Here is a 22206-nt window from a genome sequence, read left to right as displayed (position 1 = left end):
CTATGCTGTTTTCTCCTGTATTTTCCCTTCAAATTTCTTTAGTTTTGCATGGAGAAAACGATGATATTTATTTATATTTCTTCCTATTGCAAAAAGCATAAATTCTTTATATACCTTATCTGAAGAACGATAATTAAAGCGTCGGAAATCTTCATTCTCTTTAATATCTCCAAAATGGCCTTCTGTTTGGATAGAGCGTGTCTGTCGTTTAAGAATGCCTTTTTCACTCTGTATATTAGCATGTGACTTCTCTCGAAGCTCTTCCCATACTTCATTGATCTTCATTACTTTATTCTTATCAACATCTTTATCAGGATTATATTTATACAGGCATTTAGGCTTATGTTCACATCCACTACAGTCAAAACATCCATATACTTCATATGTTTGTGTATAACCATTCTGTTTTTTCTTCTCTGTGTTGATATGTCTCAGTTCACGACCGTCATGACAGATATAGACTTGCTCATCCTCAAATACCGTTGTCTTCATGTTGTAGTATTTACCTATATCTTTACTGTATGCTCGTGTTTTTCGCTTTTCATGATCCTGTAGTTTTATATAACTATCTATCTTATTCTCTTTCAGATATAATAGATTTTTCTCACTACAATAGCCGCTATCTGCTGTAACTTCTTCCAGTACTTCTCCAAATACTTTCTTATGCTTTTCAAGGACAGGAATCAGTGTGTTATAGTCTGTACGATCATTACTTACATAACCATGCACAATAAAATAATTCTCTACTGCTATCTGTACATTGTATGCCGGCTTTAGCTGCCCGTTCAGCATATGATCTTCTTTCATTCGCATAAAGGTTGCTTCCAAATCAGTTTTGGAGTAGCTGTTTCTATCTTTCCCCATGATTTTAAAACATTCTTTATAGCCCATTAATCGCTGTCCACAATGTTCAAGTTCTTCATATAGTTGTTGAAGTTTCGGCTTTCTCTTGCCCTTTCCGTTAACAAATGCAATGCCTTCTCCGTCAGCAATAGCCATAAGGTTTTTCTGAAGTTTAAGCAGTTCAAGAGGCGAGCAGTTATCAATCTCTATAATACAGTTGTTAGATAACTTTTTATGTTTTGTAATCTTTCTTTTTCTATTCTTTTCAATAATATCTCTAACTTTATCAATTCCGTCAATTACAAACATTTGTGCATTTCCAAGCTCGTACTTCTCGCCAAATCCGTTATCTTGTAAAAAAGAATTATAGTCCGAGTAAAGCTTATCAATAGAATCCAAAAGACATGCAAGATGATAATTAATGCTTCCACGCCATACAAAAGTATAGCGATTAGCATTTGCTTCTATTTTTGTTCCATCAATAAACAATTCTTTTAATGTTACAAGCCCTTCTTTTTGTAAACGTCTCATAAACTGATAGTTTAAATCATTAAGAATGTCTGAAGTAAGTTTCTTGCCTTTAAATTCATAGAAAGCATCTCTTTTAGGCTTTTTGCCCCTAGTAAGCCAGATAAAAGCGATATCTCGTTCACATAAATCTACAATACGATCGATGGAACGTATTCCTCGCATATTTGCATAAGTAATAACCGCATACATCATGATCGGGTTGTACCCTGTTCTTCCCTTATCCGAACAATTGGCTAACAGTCCGGAAAAATTTAAATCCTCCATAACTTTTTTTAGGGTATAGACAGGATCGTCATCAGGTAAACTCAATTCATAGAAGCTAAAGTTGATTTTCTGTTGACCTATTTCAAAAAAGTCGTTATAATAATTAACTGTAAGCATAGTTACATTATAACATGTAACGAAGAAAGATGGTTGTCGTTAGCCATCTTTTTTATGTAAAAACTTAGGGTGGTGTGACTCAAAATGAGTCACACCACCCTTTCTTATAGCTGTCATTTCCCGACAGCCCCTTTTGGTTTTGACGGAACTTACTTTATGTCTATATAATTTTTGGAAAACAGCTTTCCGATGTCCTTTGCAGCCGAAGATATATTGTCAGGTTGTTCACCGATTGAAATTTTATAAAAATCTTCGGAAACTATCTTACCGAGAGCGGTTGTTATAGCACCTGCTGTAGCGCTTGCAACCACACCTCCGATTATAGCTCCTGCACCCGGAATCGCTTTAATTACATTTGCAAACACAGCTCTTCCTACAGTCTGAGCTGTCATAATACTCAGAACCGATTTGGCAGCGGATTCACTTATAGTCAAGTCAAAAACCTTTCCAAGTGCGATGACCATTCCTACCTGAGCGGCTGTAATAGGTATGGTATCCGCAAGCGGAATAGGTGCAGCGCCTGCCAAACCGGCGGCAGCAGCCGCCGATGCAATGATTTTGTTACATTTCTGCCTTGTAGCAGTATCCATTTTCACTTTAGAACCCATACGATACTCCTTAGTTTGATTTTCGGTTGAATATCAATTTGTAGATATTATAAACATATGGACGGGTAAATACAAGTGGGAGGAATAGGTATCAATAATTACATTAATATATTAAATTGATAAAAAAATAATATATATATATTTAATGTAACGAAAATTAAATTTTTAATACTATTGAATAGCTTTTAATATACTAATATGCTAATATATTAGTATATTAACTGAACGTATAGTAGGAGGGACTATGAGAAAGAAATTTGTTGCACTTTGTATTTTAGTTGGTTTAGCATTGTCAGCTTGTGGTGGAGGAAATAAAACTACATCAGAGGGAAGTAAAACTGCTACAGTTGGTGAGCCGGTAGAAATTGTGATCAGCCATATTGTAGATGAAAATCATACATGGCATAAGGGAGCCGAAAAGTTTAAGGAAGTAGCTGAGGAAAAGTCAGGAGGAAGGCTAAAGGTAAGCATATATCCAAATTCACAGCTTGGCAATGAAATCGATACAATTCAATCCATATTAACAGGTGGAGGATGTGATATAACATTTACCGCTGAATCGATGCAAACATATGCAGAGGAGCTGGGTGTAATAGGTATGCCATATGCTATAAAAAGCGAAAAGCAGTTATATAACGTACTTGATGGAGAGGTTGGAAAAGAGATGGAGGACATAATGCTTAAATCCGGAATGAGAGTTTTGGGATATTTTGTAAGAGGTCCAAGAGATATAACATCAAATACACCGATAAAGACACCTGATGATTTGAAGGGATTTATAATAAGAACACCTCAATCCCCTATGACAGTTGCTGCATTTGAAGCTATGGGTGCAAAGCCTACACCAATGGCATTCAGTGAGGTATTTACATCTTTACAGCAGGGAGTTATCAATGGTCAAGAGAATCCACTTGCAATGATTAAATCCGGGTCTTTATATGAAGTACAGAAATATGTAAATCAAACAGAACATTTGAGAGCGTGGGTATATATTGCAATGGGAGAGAAGAAATACCAATCACTACCTGATGACTTAAAAGAAGTTGTAAACGAAGCGGCAAAAGAAGCACAAACATATGAACATCAACTGTTTTTAGAGGATGAGAAGAAACTGAAAGGTGAACTTCAGGAAAAAGGCATGGAATTTGTAGAGGTAGATCAGAAACTCTTTGCGGAAAAGGCTGTTCCGGGAGTTGAAGCTATTTTAACAGAAAAGCAGAAGGTATTATATGATAAGATAAAGTCTGTAGAAGAATAAATTGGGATTATAAGTATGGATAGTTTGATAAAGAAATATAATAAGTTTATGTCTTATCTTGGACTTGTTTGTTTAGGTGGGTTCATTATTAGTGTTCTTATTCAGGTTATCAGTAGAACATTCTTACCGAAAACACCTTCGTGGACAGAAGAATTGGCAAGATATTTATTCATATATATGGTGGCTTTTGGGTCAAGCGTGGCAGTACATAAAAAGGAATTTGTTGCTGTAGATCTGATAATCGATTTTCTGCCTAAAATTATTAGAAAATTAATAGAGTTAGTTATAAATATAGTATTATTGTTATTTGTTACATTTGTACTTTTAAAGTCTGTTTTGAGTTTTGCAATATTGGAATATAGGATGGTATCTACAGCAATGCAAGTTCCAATGCAATATATTTATTTTTCTATGATAATATTATTTGGACTTTTAATTTTGAGCTTTGTTATGGAGATATTGTATCAAGTGAAAGAGATTTTAAGTAATAAAGGAGAAAAAGACTAATGGTAGCGATATTATTTATATCTTTTTTAGTATGCTTAGGTGTTGGAGTACCTGTAGCGTTTAGCTTGGCAATATCGTCATTATTATATTTTGTTGGCAGTGGGATGCCGCTTACAATATATACTCAGAGATTTTTTTCAGGATTAGACTCATTTACATTGCTGTGTATTCCGGGATTTGTACTTGCAGGAAATTTGATGAATTTTGGAGGAATAACGGAAAGATTAATTAAGTTTTGCAATAAATTGGTAGGACATATTACAGGTGGGCTTGCAATAGCAAATGTAGTAGCATCAATGTTATTTGCAGGAATTTCAGGTACTGCTCTGGCAGATACTGTTAGTGTAGGTGGAGTATTGATTCCGGCAATGAAAAAAGATGGGTATGATGCCGACTTTTCAGCAGCAATTACGGCGGCCTCATCGTGTGTAGGACCGATTATTCCTCCATCAGTGCCTATGATTATGGCTGCCACATTGACAGGATTATCAGTTTCAAAATTGTTTGTTGCCGGAATTTTACCGGGCATACTTATGGGTGGCGGTATGATTTTGGCATCAATTATAATTTCTAAAAAAAGACACTATCCAAAGACGGAAAAAAGAGCTACTATAAGGGAAATATTAAGTACAGGAAAAGAATCATTCTGGGCAATATTGATGACTTTAATAATTTTATTGGGAATTGTAGGTGGAATTGTAACACCAACTGAAGCATCAATATTAGCTGTATTATACGGTATTTTAGTGGGAGTTTTTATTTATAAGGAACTTACAATAAAAAGGCTGCTGGAATGTATGAGGCAAACTGTAGTATCCAGTGCGGCAATAATGGCACTTGTAGGGTTTGCGAACATATTTGCATACATACTTACTAAGGAGCAAATACCTCAAATGGTTGCAGATGCCATGTTAAAGTTGACTACAAATAAGTATATAATTTTACTTTTAATCAATCTTTTACTTGTATTTGTTGGTATGTTTATGGAAACAATTGCTGCTATACTAATATTATTTCCGGTGCTGTTAGGAGTAGTTACACAGGTAGGAGTAGATCCTATACAGTTTGGTGTAATTGTAGTATTAAACCTGGTAATCGGATTGTGTACCCCACCTGTAGGAGTTTGTCTTTTTGCTGCAACAAATATTGCAGAAGAAAAGTTGACAAATGTTATAAAGGAGTTAGTACCGTTTATTGCCAGCAACTTTATAGTGTTAGCTATAGTTACATATGTTCCTGCTGTCACTATAGGTGTTGTAAAATTAATAATGGGAAATTAGAAAGTGATAAAAATATGAAAGCTATTCAAATTGTAAAGCCGAATGAGCTGAAAGTTATTGACATGGAAAAACCACATATAGATATTAATAATAATGTCTTAGTGAAAATAAAGGCCGCAGGTATATGTGGATCGGATGTGGGGATTTATCATGGAACAAATGCTGCGGCTACATATCCTAGGGTTATAGGTCATGAGATTGTAGGGATAGTCGAAGAGACAGGTAAAAATGTTGAAAAATTAAATGTGGGAGACAGGGTTATCATAAATCAAGTTACCAGTTGTGGTCACTGTTATCCATGTAAACATAATAGAGGGAATGTTTGTGATAATTTGAAAGTGCGTGGAGTTCATATAGACGGTGGCTATAGAGAATATATGGCGGTACCTGAGAAGGATTGCTACATATTACCGGATAGTATAAGTTATGCAGACGCTGTAATGATTGAGCCGACAACTATTGCAATACAATGCCTGTCAAGAGCGGCTATAGAGGATGACGATATTGTATTTATAATAGGCTGTGGTGCACTGGGATCTTCTATATTAAGAATAGCGAGGTTGACTAATACTAAAATAATAGTAGGAGACATCGTAGAAGATAAATTAAATGAGGCACTTAAGAATGGGGCTGATTATGCTGTGAATCTTTCAAATGGTGATTTTAAAGAAAAAATAAGGGAATACAGTGATGGAAGAGGTCCAACATTGACTATTGATGCCGCATGTACAAAGGATTCTTTAATGAATGCTATAAGCGTAACAGGTAATGCGGGTAGGGTTATAACTATGGGATTTTCAGTAAGCCCTACAGAAGTTAATCAATTTTTAATAACGTCAAAAGAGCTTGATATTAGAGGGTCAAGGTTACAAAACAAAAAATTTGGAGATGCTATTGAGTTGATAAACGAAGGTAAAATAGACTTAAAAAATGCTGTATCTCATACATATAATTTTATGGATGCTCAAAAAGCGTTTGATTTTATTGATTCAAAGGATAAAAGTATAAGAAAAATTGCTCTTTTGTTTTAAGAAGGAAAGCTTATGTCGGTATTTGAAAGGTTAGCAAATGAAAAAGCAAGTGAATATGCATATAGATATTTGAGGAAAAATATCATAGGACTTGAGTTTACCCCAAACAGTAGGATATGTGAGGCAGATATTGCAAAAGAATTAGGCTTGTCCAGAACACCTGTTAGAGAAGCTTTGCTTGAATTAGTAAAAAATAAACTTGTTGTTGTATATCCTCAGAAGGGAAGTTTCGTATCTAAGATAGATTACAATCTGGTAGAAGAGAGCAGATTTGTAAGATTAGTGTTGGAAAAAGCTATCATTGATATAGTTTGCGATAAACCTGATGATAAATTTATAGATAAATTGGAAATAAATATTAGAAATCAGAAATATTATCTTGATAAAGAAGATAAAACAAATTTAATGCAATTAGATAATGAGTTTCATAAGATATTATTTGAAATGGCAAATAAATTACAGACGCATGAGTTAGTTGAAAGTATTTCTGGGCATTTTGATAGATTAAGGAATCTAAGTATAAATACTATAAAGGATATTAAAACAGTAAGTGATCATGAGAAAATTTTTTTGGCTATTAAATCTTGTGATAGTTTCAAGGCGAAGGAACTAATGGAAATTCATTTGTCAAGACATAAGTTTGAAGAAAAGATACTTAGAGAAAAATTTTCTGATTATTTTGACTGAATAGTACTTGAACAAAAATAAAATATTATTTTTAAAATTAGAATAATAATGCTCTACCGAATAAAACAGTATTTGGTAGAGCATTTGATTTATCTATAGCAATCTTCAAGTGGGACTTTAATAACTATTTTTCTAATAGGCTTTTCTTCTTTCCCTACTTGAATAGCAGGAACATGAACATCCCATGGGAAATAGCAAGCATAAGTGCCGGGTGTTAAATATATGCGTCCCTCTTTTATTGTATCGGAATTTTTATAAAATAAAATATCTCTTTTTGTAGACAGAAGGTTCTCGTCTACTTCTAAAGAACAGTCGTCACTCCAAAATGCGGCTTCTTCAGGACCTCCGGAAGCAAGAAATTGAACATCTATATACTTTCTGTGTATTTCAGGACGCAGATTATGTCTTTCATTAGTTTGCAAATCAAGAACCTGTAGAATACAATCACTGTTACCCAATTTCAAATCAAATACTCCTGCTTCAGCTTTTGCCATATCATTTTCTTTTAAGTACTTTAAACAAAGTGCCAGAGGCTTTGGCATCAGGTTACATTGTTTGTCAAAAAATTCGTTGTTAATATTTCCATAAAACATAAAAACTCCATTCTACTGTTATACAGTAATAATATTATTGATGTTTATGATAAAGCCTTTTAAGCTATTACATCTATAAATAAATTTGGTTCTTCAGATATAATAATATCTGTCATGTTTAATACATCTTCCATATGTTTAGAAAAAATATGGCAGGCTAAATCATTATCGCGATTTATTAACGCATCAGTAAGTGCATATAAAGTTTTATATATTCTTTTGCTTAGAATTGGATTCTTTAAAGCAAGAGAATATAATCTGAATAGATCCGCCTCATATTCATACAATGAACGCCATAGTTTTTCAAAATCTCCACCCAAAATAAAAAGATGATTGAAAAACTGTCCCAGAGATCTTGAAGCACGTAAAAAATCACCATGAATATAATTATATTCCAATTGGGAAAGTATTTCATGTAATATATCAAGTTCTGATTTTTTCGCATCTGAAATAAAGATTCCATGTATAATTGACACACAAAGATGTTCATTAAGCCATATTGAATCTTTGATTCCGTTTTTATTAACCTTTGATACAAAAGCTCCCTTCATTGGGATAATGTCTACAAGTCTGTTCCTTGATAATTTAGGAAAAGTGTCGTGAAGTGGTGTTCTGCTAACATTCATCAATGATGCAAGCTCTTGTTCATTCATTCTTTGTCCGGGCATAAGTACCATATTAAGTATTAGAGTACTTAAAATCCTATAGACATATTGTCTGGTATCTTCCGAAGGCCTTTTTAAAATAAATTTATTTGAAAATTTTGATAACTGTTTTTCTAAACTCATATTCTACCTAATATCTCGTGATAAAACTATAACTATACTTGTGATATACAAGTGTAGCATATCAATTGTATCAATCTTGTATACAATATTATTATATACTTGTAAACAATATTGAATAAGTGTTATATACAGTTTTGACTTTAAGTAATATAAAATCAACTGATAATTCAAGTATAACATAGTTTAAATATGTATTTCAATATATAATATATAAATATAAAAGTTATGATTTGATTAAAAAAATATTGATTTTGAATGCTATCCATGATATTATTTTGGAAGTGATACAAAACTTGTAAACAATTTTTAAAGCATTGTTTTGTACAATAAATGTAAACATAAACGGGTATTACTTTTGGTATAGCACATGGAGCAATTGTATGAAGAATTAAAGCGAAAGCTTATAGCTGTAGAGTTAAAGCCGGGAGAAAGGTTGAGCGAAAATGCTTTATCAGCTGAAACCGGTATGAACAGACCGCATATAAGGAAGATATTGACGAATCTATCAGACGAAGGTTATTTAGAAACTTTGCCACAGAAGGGCTCGGTAGTAACCAAGATAAAGAGAAATATGATAAGAGAGGCTACACATGCACACTTAGTGATAGAACAGGCAATACTTTCTGAACTTGTAAACAAAGTAAAGAATGGTGAAGAATTAAATATAGTTAATAATTATGTACTGAAGTTAAGGACAATTAAAAAACCTCAAAGTGAATATGAGATGGTGATGCTGGAGTGGGGCTTCTATAATAGCTTAGCCAAAGAGTGTGGTAGAGAATATGCGTATTCGTACTTAGACAAGATTGATTGCGATATGTATAGGCTAAGTTCATTAAAATATAGTACATATAACTATAATGTATATAATTCATCATTAAATGCTTGGGAGAATACTATGGTAGAAATTAGACTTATGACAGAGCAATTAAAAAGTTGCCAATTTGAATTATTGACTATGATTTGTTCAAATAGGTACAATGGCTTTTTAGTAACCATGGATACGTTAGAAAGTATATATGGAGATTACTTTGAGTAGTTTGGACGAAGTTATCTAATAGGGTAAATATATGTATATAGATTATTGTTAAAGAAGCTATAGGAAATATATAGTTTATATATTGTAAATACCGTGAGGAAGAGAGGAGGATAACTCATGGTAAGCAAGAAGTTCTTGTTTAAAAAAACATTTTTTGGAGGAAATATGGAATATATTATTGGTATAATACTGCTTTTAACATTCTTTGGACTGGCATGGTATTGTATATCCGGGAATAACCTTATGATAGGTTTCCTAATCATAACTATTATTTGGACTGTTTTATCGTTTGGTGGAACACTTGGTGCAAGTGCAGATTTTTTGGCACAAAACGAAGCATTAAAGTTTGACGGATTAAAGGGAGTAATGGCTGCTTTAAACAAGATTTTCCAGAGTGCACCTGAAGGTTGGGGTACTACATTGGTTAATGTATGTTGGGGTGCATGGTTTGGCCGTGTACTTATGGAGACCGGTATTGCTTCAACACTTATCAGAAAGACAGTAGAGCTTGGTGGTGATAAACCGATGGTAACTATTACACTTCTTAATATAGTTACCGCTATTATATTTACAGCAATGACCGGTGCAGGTCCTGTAATTGCTATTGGAGTTATTGTATTACCGATACTTATGTCGCTTGGAGTACCTAAGGCTATTGCAATGTTCTCATTTATGGGTTCAGTGGCGGCAGGTATATTTATTAATCCTGTAAATTTTGCACAGTATAGAGCATTTTTTATAACACCTGAGCAGATGCCTGAGTTTACTCTCGGATGGTATGCTACAAAATGGGGATATGTAGCACTTATTATACTTCTTGTAACAACAACTATTTTATCAGGAATATATCTTGCAAAATCAAAAACATCTCATGCATGGGCTGCTACAACAAATAGGGGTGCACAGCAAAAGAATGCTCCTTTCTATACACTTATACTTCCTATAGTACCTGTAGTTTTAAAGATTTGGTTAGATTTCTCTGTTATTGGTGGATTTGTAATAGCAGGATTTGCAGCATTGTTCCTTTGTGGAAAGATGAAGGGAAGTTTTAAAGAGAACTGTCAGCTTGTTAATAAGCTCTATTATGATGGAGTAGTTGATACGGCACCACTTGTTGGATTCCTCTTGACATTGCCTATGTTCAATCAGGTTGCTTCGTATGCAGCACCTTACTTTAAGGTAATACTTGGTGAGGTATTCCCAAAGAATGAGTTGGTACTTTGTATAATGTTTGCAGTATTGCTTTGTATGGGATTATTCAGAGGTCCTATGACACTTGTAGGTTGCGGAGCGGCAACACTTGGAGTTGTAATGCATATCGGTGATTTCTCAGTACCGTTCCTATATGCGTTATTTGCAATTCCTACAATCACAGTAAATATCGGTTCATGTATTACACAGTCATGGGTTGCTTGGGGACTGGCATATACAAAGGTTGAATCAAAAGATTTCTTAAAGCTATCAATTCCAAATGCATATTTTGCAGGTATATTACAATACGTTGCAACATTTATTTTGCTTGGAAGTCTTGGAACGACATGGCTTATGTCAGCAGTTAAATAATATTAAAATAATGGAAGGGTAGAAAAATGGGAAACAGAAAAGTCCGAATGGGAATCGATGTAGGCGGAACACATACAAAATGTGTGGCAATGGATAATGAAACGCATGAGATTATTGGTAAAGACCAGGTAAAAACAACACATGATGATAAAGCCGGAGTGGCAGCAGGTGTTGTACAAAGTTTTAGAAATTGTCTGAAAAACTTTAATATAGATCCGTCGGATGTGGTCTTTGTAGCTCATTCTACTACCCAAGCCACAAATGCCTTTATTGAGGGAGATGTAGCAAATGTAGGTATTATCGGTATTGCCGGAGGCGGTCTGGAAGGGTTCTTAGCAAAGCGTCAACTTAGATTGAAGGATATAGTTCTTGATGAAAAGGTTGGAAGAATGATAAAGGTATTCAATACTTTTATTAAGAAAAAGCAACTGACAGATGAAGTCATAAATAAAAATATTGATGAACTCATAAGTCAGGGAACAGATGTTATTGTGGCTTCTATGGCTTTTGGTGTAGACAGTATGGAAGAGGAGCAAAAAATACATGATTTGGCTTCAAAAAAGAATATACCTGTAACAATGGCATCTGATATTACTAAGCTGTATGGACTTACAAGAAGAACCAGAACAGCTGCTATAAATGCATCTATACTACCAAAGATGATGGCTACAGCGAATGCTACTGAATCATCTGTAAGAGGAGCAGGTGTATCTGTACCGCTTATGATAATGCGTGGTGACGGTGGTGTTATGGAGATAAATGAGATGAGAAAGCGTCCCATACTTACAGCATTATCAGGACCTGCAGCATCTGTAATGGGTTCACTGATGTATCTTAGAGCGTCAAACGCAATATATTTCGAGGTTGGTGGAACTACTACCAATATTGGAGTAATCAAAAACGGAAGACCCGGAGTAGATTATGCCAAAATAGGTGGACATGATACATATATAAATTCACTTGATGTTAGAATCCTCGGTTGTGCAGGCGGTTCAATGGTCAGAATAAGTGATAAAGATGTCATTGATGTCGGACCACGTTCCGCTCATATAGCAGGTTGTGAGTACGCTTGTTTTACTCCGGAAGAAGAGATAGTTAATCCTCAGATTGAACTGGTAAGTCCGAAGAAAGGAGATCCTGCCGACTATTGTGTAATCAAACTTCAAAACGGAAAGAAAATTTGTTTTACGAATACTTGTGCGGCAAATGTACTTGGACTGGTAGATGAAAAGTATTTTGCACATGGAAATGCAAATTCGGCAAGAAAAGCAATGCAGCCTGTAGCAGATAAGCTTGGAATAACTGTAGAAGAGTTGGCGACAAAGATTCTGGATAAGGATTATGAGAAGGTATCTTCATGCATAAATACTTTAGCAGATAAATATCAGTTAGACCATGATACTATGAAACTTGTAGGTTGTGGTGGTGGTGCTGCAGCACTGGTACCATATTGTGCTAAAAAGATGGGACTTGATTATGATATTCCGGAAAATGCAGAGGTTATTTCATCGATTGGTGTAGCACTTGCAATGGTAAGGGATGTTGTTGAAAGAGTTATACCAAACCCTTCACAGGATGATATAAGAGAATTAAAACAAGAAGCTGTTGACAGTGCTATAAATTCAGGAGCAGCTCCGGATTCTATAGAGGTTCATGTAGAGATAGATTCTCAGACAGGTAAAGTAACAGCAATTGCTACAGGTTCTACAGAAGTTAAATCAACAGACTTACTAAAAGAATGTGATGAGACTGAGGCTATGGAACTGGCGACGAGAGATTTGGGTAAGGATGCAACCAACATCAGGCTGGCAAGTAAGACTGATAAATTTTTCGTATTTGAGGCAACAAAGAAAGATAAAAATGCCGTAAGAATTGTTGATAAAAAAGGCTTTATTAAGGTTCAGTGTTCAAGTGGATCTGTAAGAAGGTGTAAGGTAGCTGACTATAAACAAGTTGTAGAGGAATTGTGGGAAGAACAGGCGGAGTTTAAAACCGACTCTGTCATTAGACCTGATTACTTTGTATGCTATGGACCTAGAGTTAGTGATTACTCAGCTGTTGATTTAGAGCAAATTTATCTGTTGATGGATTTAGACTTAGGTGACAGAGACGGAAATGAGGAGATTATAATTGTATCATCTACAATTAGTGTATAAAGTGTAAATATTTGGATTGGAGGCCTATAGAGGGTATGAGTGACCAACCAATGGATTTGAGGCCATTATTTGATGGTATATTTGGAAAGCAAAGAACTGTATTATACAAGAGGCCTGACTTTGAAAGACGAAATTTAGATGATATGCTAAAAGAATTAGCAAAGATTCCTCTACTTCAATGGGACAGATATGTATTTTCAAGAGAACCGCTTGACGGAAGGATTTCTGCAAGTCAAAGACAAGTATATATGCAAAAGGCTTGGGACTGTGGTGTAGAATGGGCGGATAAGTCAAAAATAAAATATGGCAACTTATCTGCCGAAAAATTTGCAAATGCATTGGGAATGGAAGTAGAGTATGTTTCTATGCCGGAGAATACAGACAGAGTTTTATTTGCCGAGTTTAGAGAGCCTAATCATATACGAGTTTATATGGATGCTATAAACAGAGTGGAAGAATTTTTGAATTCGGATAGTATAAAAGATATAATAGGTGATACAAATATTGCTGATATTTTATTACTACATGAACTCTTTCATAGTATAGAAGAAAAGCATAAAAAAGAGATTTATACCAGGATTGAAAAGATAAAGCTCTGGTCTATCGGTTTTTTCCATTATGATTCATGCTTAGTAGCATTGAGCGAAATAGCCGCTATGGCATTTGCATATAGATACTCAGGAATAAAGTTTTCGCCGTATCTTATAGATGTGATACTTGTATATGGTTATTCACAAAATGAGGCATCCGGTCTCTATGAGGAGATGATAGAGTTATTTAATAGAAGGCTAGAGGAAATATAATGAGTACTAAAGTCGGTTTTGATATATTGGAAAATACTATAAGAAAAGCTTTGATGAATGCAGGGCTGAATGAAGATAAAGCTACACTTTGTGCCAGAATACATACAGAATCAAGTGCAGACGGAGTGGAAAGTCATGGTGCAAATAGAGTTCCACGATTCATTGATTATGTAAAAAAGGGCTGGGTTAACCCAAAAGGAGAACCTGAGCTTGTTTGTCAAAAGGGTTTGGCAGAAAATTATGACGGTAATCTGGGTCCCGGGATAAGTAATGCGATTTTTTGCACAGATAGAGCAATCAAGCTGGCTAATGAACATGGTATAGGTTTAGTTACACTTAAGAATACTACTCATTGGATGCGCGGTGGTACTTATGCTTGGAGAATGGCTGAAAGTGGCAAAATAGGTATTAGTTGGATTGCGACAGAGAGTTGCATGCCTATGTGGGGTAGTGATGAACCTAGTGTAGGAAATAATCCTTTCTGTATGGCGGTACCGAGAGAAAATGGTGAAATAGTTCTTGATATGGCAATGAGCCAGTATGCTTATGGAAAGCTTGGAGTATATAGATTAGCAGGAAAAAAATTACCATATCCCGGAGGGTTTGACGAAAATGGGAATTTGACTTCAGATCCGGGTGAAATAGAAAAATCACGAAGAATTTTGCCGACAGGTTATTGGAAAGGATCTTCATTTGCGTTGATATTGGATTTGGTTGCAGCGGCATTAGCCAATGGCAGATCAGGTGCCGATCTTGACGATGAGGGAAGAGGAAGTTGCACAGGATGTTCACAAGTTTTTATAGCCATCGATCCATATTTGTTTGGTGATAAAAAAAGTATTCAAGAAAAATGGGATTATAGAGTAGAAAGAGCAGACAGTGCACATCCATCTGATCCTAAATATCCGGTAAAGTCTCCAGGTGAAGGGACAATAGAGAGAAGAAAATATAGTATAGAAAACGGCGTTAATATTGATGAAAAGATATGGAGTCAAATACAAGCTATTGCTGAGGGTGATTTGGATATAGTAGACATTTCGTAGCAAATAGATCAATTTATCGTCTGAGTTTAGAGGTAAAATATGTTTTATTCAGATATAAAGATAGCTGATAAATATGATTATTTAGAAGATAAATTTTTATCCGCCTATAAATGGCTTAAAAAACAGGATTTAAAGTCATTAGATGTAGGAAGTTATCCTATACTTAATGATGACGTAGTAGCGAATGTGCAGGAGTACAGTACACTTCCTGTGGAAGAAAAAAGATTTGAAACACATGACTTGTTTTTTGATGTTCAGTACCTTGTAGAGGGAATAGAACTTTTTGGCGTATGTAAAAGGGAGGGATTGGTTGAAAAATCTTCAAATCCTGAAAAAGATGTTAAATTTTATGATATGCCAAAAGAATATGGTTATGTTATATTAAATCCGGGAGATTTTATAGTGGTTGCACCTGAGGATGCACATATGCCGGGTTGCTGTGTAGATAGCCCTATACAGGTAAAAAAGGTAGTTATAAAGGTGAAAATTTGATTTAAGCAAAGTAATAGGAATTAATTATTTGATTTTTATTATAAATTTTGTTAGTGGTTATGCCACAAGAAAGGAAAATTATGGAAAAAGTATTTGATTTAGGTAATGGTCTTAGACTTATAGATTTATCAAAAATCCTGGACCCGGAAACAGAAAAGAGAAGATGTCATTTGTTCCGTTTTAATACAGGTGGTCCGATTCCGGATTTTCATACAAATATAGATATAATGAGTCATTTAGGAACACATTGTGAGTGTCCATATCATCATGATGATAATTGGCCAAGTGTTGCAGAATTGCCATTATCAACATTTCTTGGTAGAGCTGTTTATGTTGATTTTAAAGAGACTGTTGCTCCAAATTCACACATTACAGCAGCAGATCTTGATAGGGAAGCAGGTATGGTAAGAGAGGGAGATATTGTTATCATAGATTCTTCATATAAGCTTACACCGTTTACAAAAGATACAAATACAGAGATAGACAAGAGATTGTTTGTAAATGGAGAAACTGCAAAGTGGTTTAGTGATCATAAGGTGAAATGTGTAGGTTTTGGAGATGGTGTATCAATTGAAAATTGCAATGAAGATGTTAAGCCGTTCCACGATATACTGTTAGCTGAGAATATTGTATTCTTAGAGGTTTTAAGAAATCTTGAATTGCTGGAGAAGAATATATTCTTTATGTCATATTCTCCACTTCCAATTATAGGACTCGATTCAAGCCCTGTTCGTGCATATGCTATTGAAGGACTTGCAGATTTTAGCTAAATAAAATTTAAAAGTGATAGAGACAGTGATAAAATGTTTTATTACTATCTCTTTTAGGTATTGTAGAGTTTATATTTTATACGAAAAAGGAGTTTTATGAAAATTGCTATAATTGGTGCAGGTGCTATGGGTTCTATTTACGGCGGACACCTTTCATTAAAAAATGAAGTGTATTTAATTGATACAAATGAAGATATTATAAGTAGTATAAATAATAATGGATTGATAATAGAAGAAAATGGAAAAAGTAATGTGTATAGACCGAAGGCAGTGACCAATAGTGAAGGACTCCCTGAGATGGATTTGGTTGTACTGTTTGTAAAATCACTATACTCAAAGGTTGCGCTTGCAGGAAATAAGAATTTAATAGGAGAAAACACATACTTGATGACTCTTCAAAATGGTTCGGGACATGAAGATATATTGGGAGAGTTTGTAGATGATAAGCACATTATTATAGGAACTACTGAGGATAATGGTGCTGTACTTGGAGTTGGACATATTAGAAGAGGTGGTATCGGTAATACAAATATCGGTATGCTGGTGGAGGATAATGAAGGATTTCTACTAAAAGTGAAGGATACTTTTGATTGCTGTGGTTTTAATGTTAAAATACATGATAACATTCAACAACTAATATGGAATAAATTATTTACAAATGTCTCATTAAGTGTTGTAACAGGTATTTTACAAGTTAAAATTGGGTATATTAGATCCAATGAGTATGCATGGAATATGACAAAAGCCTTAATACATGAAGCGGTAGAAGTAGCACATAAAATGGGACTTGAGGCAGATGAAGAAAAGATTACAAAGGATGTAGAGAATGTTTCTATAAAGTCACCTGAAGGAGTCACATCTATATGTGCAGATCTAGGTGCAGGTAGAAAAACCGAGGTAGATACTATAAGTGGTTCAGTAGTTAGAGCGGCAAATAAAGTTGGTGTAAAAGTTCCTACACATGAATTTGTTGTAAATATGGTACATGCTATGGAATGTAAAGAGAAATAAGGTAAGAATTATATAGAAACATATTTAACATAAATGACCTTAGTTAGTAAATATAGTAAACTAAGGTCATTTCAGAATTGTTTTCACTTTTTCAATATCTTCGGCAATACCTCAGACAATATAAATGACAATATGATAATAGTACCGCCTATAAACAGATTCAGTGTAAACGGCTCATGCAATACCATTATGCCCATAAATGCCGCCATCACACTCTCAAATGAAAGCAGTATACCGCTTGTTGTTGCCGAGATATGTTTCATACCGTAGAGTATAAGGAAGAACGGCAGTGTAGTACATAGTATAATCAAATATATAAGTTGGAATCCGTCTCTAAACGTGACATAGAATCTGTGGTCTTTGACAAAGAGCAATATCACTATAGACAGTATGGCGGTAGTTGATACCTGCAGCACATTCAAAATACCCGAATCATAACGCTTTGAATATTTTGAAGATATAACAATATAAAGTGCATAAGACAGTGCACAAAGTATGCAGTATACATCACCCAAGTGAAAACTGCCAAGGTCATTGCCCAGTATAAAAAAGACTCCAATCATACATATGATTGAGACTATAATGTCGGAGAGTGAGGGCCTTTTTCTCATTATTAAAAGGTATGCAAAAGGTAAAATTATAATGTACGATGCGATGATTAGTGATGACCTGGATGTGGTGGTATATTGCAGTCCCACTGTAAAGGTAAAGAACTCACCGAACAGGAATACTCCCATTATAATACCTGCTTTAAGAATCTCCCTATTTATTTGTAAAAGTCTTTTGTTATAAATAGTAATAAGTATCAGAGATGCCAAGCCGAATCTTACAACCAACATCACATATGGTGATACATTGTCTAAGAGCTGTTTTACAAAAATATAGGCGGAAGCCCAAAAAAATGTTGCTGTAAACAGTGCAAGAAAAGCTTGTATTTTTTCTTTCTTCATTTTATCCCCCAAATATTAAAATTTTCCTACTTATGTTATTATAGACTATTTTCTTTGAAATATATACATCGGATTCCCTCTCCCCACAATTTCTTTCTCATTTAACAATAGTTACAGACTTTTTTGTGTATACAGAGTAGAATAAAAAACATTTACAGGTATACCCTTAGGGTTTGTATAGTAAAGGAGAATATATGAATAAGTATTTTGATATAAAAGATAAAGTGTATGATGTTACCGAGAAGTATCCTGAGCTTATAGAGGTGCTTGCAAATGCCGGATTTGAAAATCTGAAGAATGATATGATGAGAAAATCCATGGGTAAGCTTTTGAGCATTGAGACGGCACTTAAGAGTAAGAATATAAATGTGGATGTTTTCGAGAAGCAGTTAGTAGAGGCTATCGAGAGAAAGTCGGATATGACGGACAACAACGGGATTGTAAAAAATGTTGACGAAAATGCTAAAGTATCTATAAAGGGTATCTTGCCATGTCCTGTGAGGATGCAGTTCATTGAAAGCTTTGAAAAGTTTGTAGAGAGTCAGGATTATAAGATAAACTATAATCTTAATGCGGCAAGCATGGGTATGGATGCTATAGAAGCTGAAATAATGAATGCAAAGACTGAGGACGATCTCTCGGATATATATATGTCTGCAGGCTTTAATCTTTTCTTTGATAATAAGTATATGGGCAGATTTAGAGATAAAGGCGTATTTAAAGACCACAGAATCGGAAAATTAAATAAATCTTTAGATAATGAAAATATTTCGGTAAAAGATCCGGAGGGAGAATATTCTATAATAGGCGTTGTTCCGGCTATATTTATTGTGAATAAAGCTGTATTAGGTGATAGAAAAGCTCCGACATCTTGGGAAGATCTGTTTAAAAAAGAGTTTGAAAATTCTATAGCGCTGCCTACATCCGATCTTGATATGTTCAATGCTATAATGCTTGGTATATATTCCAAGTATGGAAAAGAAGGTGTAAAGGCTTTGGGAAGAGGACTGCTTAAGTCAATGCATCCTGCACAGATGGTAAAGAGCGGAGGAAGAAAGGACATTGACACTCCGGCAATCAGCATTATGCCTTACTTCTTTTCAAAGACTATCAAAGAAAACTCAAATCTTTCGGTTGTATGGCCAAAGGACGGAGCCGTTATAAGCCCGGTATTTCTCTTGACAAAGAAGAAAAACTATGAAAACAGTAAGCCGCTTATTGATTTCTTATTTTCAAAACAGGTGGCTGAGGTTTTGGGTGCGGACGGTAAGTTCCCACAGACGAATCCTGAGTATGACAATAAATTGGAAGAAAGTCAAAATTTCCTTTGGGCGGGATGGGATTTTATACGCTCAAATGATATAGGTGAAATTTTGACTAATACCGAAAAGTGGTTTTACGGAGAGGAGTAGTATGAATCTGGTTATATTTTCAGGTCCTCCCTCATCAGGAAAGACCTCGGTTATTTTAAAGACTATTGAAGCCATGCAGGGCAGGGGGATAAAGGCGGGAGTTGTGAAGTTTGACTGCCTGTATACAGATGATGATGCGATATATGAAAAAGCAAATATTCCTGTAAAAAAGGGACTTTCAGGCGGACTTTGTCCGGATCATTTCTTTGCATCAAATATAGAAGATGTGGTAAAATGGGGAAATGACCAAAAACTGGACTTACTTATAACCGAATCGGCAGGACTTTGTAATCGTTGTTCACCGTATATTACCGATATAAAGGGAGTATGTGTGATAGACAATCTTTCAGGTATCAATACACCTAAAAAGATAGGTCCTATGCTTAAGTCTGCAGATATAGTGGTTATTACAAAGGGTGATATAGTGAGCCAGGCGGAGAGGGAAGTATTCAGCGGTAGAGTTTGTGCGGTAAATCCGAGGGCCATGGTCATGAATGTAAACGGACTTAGCGGTCAGGGAGCTTTTGAACTTTCCACCTTAATATATGACAATAATATAGACATTAAATCGGTACAAGGAATGAAACTTAGGTTTGCAATGCCTTCGGCTATGTGTTCCTATTGTTTGGGTGAGACAAGGATAGGCGAGGACTATCAGCTTGGAAACACAAAGAAAATGCAGTGGGAGGATAAAAATGAGTGAATTAAAGCTTGGGGAATTACTTGAAAAGTATCCGTTTGTGAGTGATTTTTTTGAAAGTACGGGATTTTGTATAGACAGCAGTCTTAGTCTTACATTTTCAGAATTTTTGGATAATATATCACAAGAAGAGCTGGAAGATAAGGCAATAGATAAGAAAGAAATAAAAAACCGTCTTGACACATTCATCGAACAAATGTTACAATTCCTTGGTGATAAAAGGGAAAATATAGAAAGTTTAACTATTTTCCCCGGTCATAACAAAAGTGGAGAAAAAGAAAGATTTCAAAAATTAGACATATTTTCTTCACAAATTGTGTCTATAGTTGGAGCTACAGGGTCCGGAAAAAGTAGATTGTTGGCTGATATTGAATGGGCAGCACAAAATGATACCCCTACCGGTCGTACCATATATATAAATGGTAGAAAACCGGATCCCAAATGGCGATATTCGACAAATAATAAATTGGTTGCACAACTTTCACAAAATATGAATTTTGTTATGGATCTTACAGCCCGTGAATTTATAACTATGCATGCCGAAAGCAGAATGATTGAGGATATCGAGGCTACAGTTGAGAAGATATTGAAAGAGGCAAATAAGCTTGCAGGTGAGAATTTTGCACCTGAGACTGCGGTTACGGCTCTAAGCGGAGGACAATCCAGAGCGCTGATGATTGCAGATACTGCAGTGCTTAGCTCTTCACCTATAGTTTTGATAGATGAGATAGAAAATGCCGGAATAGACAGAAAGAAAGCACTGGATCTTTTGGTTTCACAGGACAAGATTGTCCTTATGGCTACTCATGATCCTCTTTTGGCGTTGATGGCCGATAGAAGAATAGTTATCAAAAACGGCGGAATTGACAAAATCATAGAGACAACCGCAGAGGAAAAGGAAGTTTTGGTGCAACTGAACAGTATTGATGAAATTATGCAAGAAGCTAGAAAGAGACTGCGTGCGGGTATGACGCTTGAAGGAGAATTATGTCAGGAAGTTATACACAATCCCCACTCTTTAGGGGAATGACAGAAGAAGAGATAGAACTTTGCTTAAAGGAAGCGAAGGCTGATATTGTCGGATTCAGAAAAGGTGAGACAATATTTAATCAGGGAGATACACCCAGATATATTACAATGCTTGTGGAAGGAAGTGTATCTATAGGTAACGACTCTGTAAACGGCAAGAGAAGTATAATGGGAATGTTCTCAAATCCGGGAGAGCTTTTCGGTGAGGTGTTCCTTTTCTTAAATCATAATGAATATGTGAACTATGCCTATGCAAGTTCACCAAGTAAGATTTTGGAGATACCGAAGGAGTATCTTACAAGGCCGGGTGCAAATCCGTCAGCATTACAGAGCAGAATGCTCTCAAATATGATTACAATTTTTGCCGAAAGAACCTTTTATCTTAATAACAGATTACAGGTACTTTCATGCTCAACATTAAGGCAAAAGATTGCAAGATTCATACTTCAAAATATGAATGAGAGAGACAGAGTTACTTTAAAGATGAGCAGAGAAGAGTTTGCGGACTTTTTGAATGCTGCAAGGCCTTCACTCTCAAGAGAACTTATGAAGATGCAGGATGACGGATTTATAAAGGTGGTTAGAAAAGATTTGATTGTAAAAAATCTTGAAGGACTTAAAAGTCTTTAAAAAAAACATCGCTCGGTAATGTAAGTTACAGTTTTTAGACTTTTAATCTGATATTATAATGCCATGCAGTGATGCAGAAGAATAAAAATTAAATCTGTTAA

22 protein-coding genes are annotated in these 22206 nt (G+C 35.1%); 17 read left to right on the top strand and 5 right to left on the bottom strand.

Annotated features, from left to right (window positions below; all coding sequences use genetic code 11):
- Both EHW90_RS08535 and EHW90_RS08530 read right to left on the bottom strand, forming a co-directional pair.
- On the bottom strand, positions 1 to 1755 hold the full coding sequence (locus EHW90_RS08535) for an IS1182 family transposase (RefSeq protein ID WP_124952385.1): 1755 nt from the start codon (positions 1753 to 1755) through the stop codon (positions 1 to 3).
- A gap of 149 nt (positions 1756 to 1904) precedes the next feature.
- Entirely contained in the window at positions 1905 to 2363 is a 459-nt protein-coding gene (locus tag EHW90_RS08530; RefSeq protein ID WP_124952384.1) for a DUF697 domain-containing protein, read from the bottom strand.
- 244 nt (positions 2364 to 2607) lie between these two features.
- On the opposite strand from EHW90_RS08530, the gene EHW90_RS08525 reads away from it, so the two are divergent.
- Genes EHW90_RS08525 through EHW90_RS08505 form a run of 5 tightly spaced genes read left to right on the top strand, consistent with a single transcriptional unit; the run spans position 2608 to position 7126 of the window.
- Positions 2608 to 3621: a TRAP transporter substrate-binding protein gene (locus EHW90_RS08525; RefSeq protein WP_124952383.1), complete on the top strand. Its 1014-nt coding sequence runs from the start codon at positions 2608 to 2610 to the stop codon at positions 3619 to 3621.
- Positions 3622 to 3636: 15 nt separating this feature from the next.
- Positions 3637 to 4128 carry a TRAP transporter small permease gene (locus EHW90_RS08520; RefSeq protein ID WP_124952382.1) on the top strand — a complete coding sequence of 164 codons (492 nt, stop codon included), beginning with the start codon at positions 3637 to 3639 and terminating at the stop codon, positions 4126 to 4128.
- Positions 4128 to 5408 carry a TRAP transporter large permease gene (locus tag EHW90_RS08515; RefSeq protein WP_124952381.1) on the top strand — a complete coding sequence of 427 codons (1281 nt, stop codon included), beginning with the start codon at positions 4128 to 4130 and terminating at the stop codon, positions 5406 to 5408. The genes EHW90_RS08520 and EHW90_RS08515 overlap by 1 nt, the downstream gene beginning before the upstream one ends.
- Before the next feature lie 14 nt (positions 5409 to 5422).
- Complete coding sequence (locus tag EHW90_RS08510; protein WP_124952380.1) at positions 5423 to 6439, top strand: zinc-binding alcohol dehydrogenase family protein; 1017 nt, start codon at positions 5423 to 5425, stop codon at positions 6437 to 6439.
- 12 nt (positions 6440 to 6451) lie between these two features.
- Positions 6452 to 7126, top strand: coding sequence for a GntR family transcriptional regulator (locus tag EHW90_RS08505; protein WP_009445704.1), 675 nt, complete (start codon positions 6452 to 6454; stop codon positions 7124 to 7126).
- Positions 7127 to 7215: 89 nt separating this feature from the next.
- On the opposite strand, the gene EHW90_RS08500 is transcribed toward EHW90_RS08505, so the two are convergent.
- Together EHW90_RS08500 and EHW90_RS08495 are read right to left on the bottom strand one after the other, a co-directional pair.
- Positions 7216 to 7719 carry a YhcH/YjgK/YiaL family protein gene (locus EHW90_RS08500; RefSeq protein WP_124952379.1) on the bottom strand — a complete coding sequence of 168 codons (504 nt, stop codon included), beginning with the start codon at positions 7717 to 7719 and terminating at the stop codon, positions 7216 to 7218.
- A gap of 59 nt (positions 7720 to 7778) precedes the next feature.
- Positions 7779 to 8507, bottom strand: a complete 729-nt coding sequence (locus tag EHW90_RS08495) for a GntR family transcriptional regulator (protein ID WP_124952378.1) — start codon at positions 8505 to 8507, stop codon at positions 7779 to 7781.
- A gap of 367 nt (positions 8508 to 8874) precedes the next feature.
- On the opposite strand from EHW90_RS08495, the gene EHW90_RS08490 reads away from it, so the two are divergent.
- The 8 genes from EHW90_RS08490 to EHW90_RS08455 all read left to right on the top strand — a co-directional run bounded on the left by EHW90_RS08490 (position 8875) and on the right by EHW90_RS08455 (position 17384).
- Positions 8875 to 9546: a GntR family transcriptional regulator gene (locus EHW90_RS08490; RefSeq protein WP_124952377.1), complete on the top strand. Its 672-nt coding sequence runs from the start codon at positions 8875 to 8877 to the stop codon at positions 9544 to 9546.
- A gap of 165 nt (positions 9547 to 9711) precedes the next feature.
- On the top strand, positions 9712 to 11109 hold the full coding sequence (locus tag EHW90_RS08485; protein WP_124952376.1) for a citrate transporter: 1398 nt from the start codon (positions 9712 to 9714) through the stop codon (positions 11107 to 11109).
- A gap of 26 nt (positions 11110 to 11135) precedes the next feature.
- A complete protein-coding gene (locus EHW90_RS08480; RefSeq protein ID WP_124952375.1) occupies positions 11136 to 13265 on the top strand; it encodes a hydantoinase/oxoprolinase family protein in 2130 nt (709 codons plus the stop codon).
- A 35-nt stretch (positions 13266 to 13300) separates the two neighbouring features.
- Positions 13301 to 14068 carry a hypothetical protein gene (locus EHW90_RS08475; protein ID WP_124952374.1) on the top strand — a complete coding sequence of 256 codons (768 nt, stop codon included), beginning with the start codon at positions 13301 to 13303 and terminating at the stop codon, positions 14066 to 14068.
- Positions 14068 to 15111 carry a 3-dehydro-L-gulonate 2-dehydrogenase gene (yiaK, locus tag EHW90_RS08470; RefSeq protein ID WP_009445618.1) on the top strand — a complete coding sequence of 348 codons (1044 nt, stop codon included), beginning with the start codon at positions 14068 to 14070 and terminating at the stop codon, positions 15109 to 15111. The genes EHW90_RS08475 and yiaK overlap by 1 nt, the downstream gene beginning before the upstream one ends.
- Positions 15112 to 15150: 39 nt before the next feature.
- Positions 15151 to 15603 (top strand): YhcH/YjgK/YiaL family protein, encoded by a 453-nt coding sequence (locus EHW90_RS08465; protein ID WP_124952373.1) that lies wholly within the window; start codon positions 15151 to 15153, stop codon positions 15601 to 15603.
- Between the two features lie 80 nt (positions 15604 to 15683).
- Positions 15684 to 16373: a cyclase family protein gene (locus EHW90_RS08460; protein ID WP_040457985.1), complete on the top strand. Its 690-nt coding sequence runs from the start codon at positions 15684 to 15686 to the stop codon at positions 16371 to 16373.
- Between the two features lie 96 nt (positions 16374 to 16469).
- Positions 16470 to 17384, top strand: a complete 915-nt coding sequence (locus EHW90_RS08455; RefSeq protein ID WP_124952372.1) for a ketopantoate reductase family protein — start codon at positions 16470 to 16472, stop codon at positions 17382 to 17384.
- A gap of 83 nt (positions 17385 to 17467) precedes the next feature.
- Here EHW90_RS08455 and EHW90_RS08450 read toward each other — a convergent pair whose 3' ends face one another.
- Entirely contained in the window at positions 17468 to 18334 is an 867-nt protein-coding gene (locus tag EHW90_RS08450) for a DMT family transporter (RefSeq protein ID WP_124952371.1), read from the bottom strand.
- Positions 18335 to 18528: 194 nt separating this feature from the next.
- Between EHW90_RS08450 and EHW90_RS08445 the strand changes: the two genes are divergently transcribed.
- From EHW90_RS08445 to EHW90_RS08430, 4 genes are read left to right on the top strand one after another with little or no spacing between them, the layout of a single operon-like run.
- Positions 18529 to 19746 (top strand): ABC transporter substrate-binding protein, encoded by a 1218-nt coding sequence (locus EHW90_RS08445; protein WP_124952370.1) that lies wholly within the window; start codon positions 18529 to 18531, stop codon positions 19744 to 19746.
- A gap of 1 nt (position 19747) precedes the next feature.
- The gene (locus EHW90_RS08440) at positions 19748 to 20449 is read left to right on the top strand and encodes a GTP-binding protein (protein WP_009445624.1); all 702 of its coding nucleotides are present in this window, start codon (positions 19748 to 19750) and stop codon (positions 20447 to 20449) included.
- Entirely contained in the window at positions 20442 to 21476 is a 1035-nt protein-coding gene (locus EHW90_RS08435; protein ID WP_124952369.1) for an ATP-binding cassette domain-containing protein, read from the top strand. The genes EHW90_RS08440 and EHW90_RS08435 overlap by 8 nt, the downstream gene beginning before the upstream one ends.
- A complete protein-coding gene (locus EHW90_RS08430; protein WP_124952368.1) occupies positions 21434 to 22105 on the top strand; it encodes a Crp/Fnr family transcriptional regulator in 672 nt (223 codons plus the stop codon). The genes EHW90_RS08435 and EHW90_RS08430 overlap by 43 nt, the downstream gene beginning before the upstream one ends.
- Positions 22106 to 22206: the final 101 nt, after the last annotated feature.

Source organism: Lachnoanaerobaculum orale, assembly GCF_003862485.1.
GTDB classification, from domain to species: domain Bacteria; phylum Bacillota; class Clostridia; order Lachnospirales; family Lachnospiraceae; genus Lachnoanaerobaculum; species Lachnoanaerobaculum orale.
Note: the sequence above shows the minus strand (reverse complement) of the source record. Positions and strands in the feature narration are given on the sequence as shown.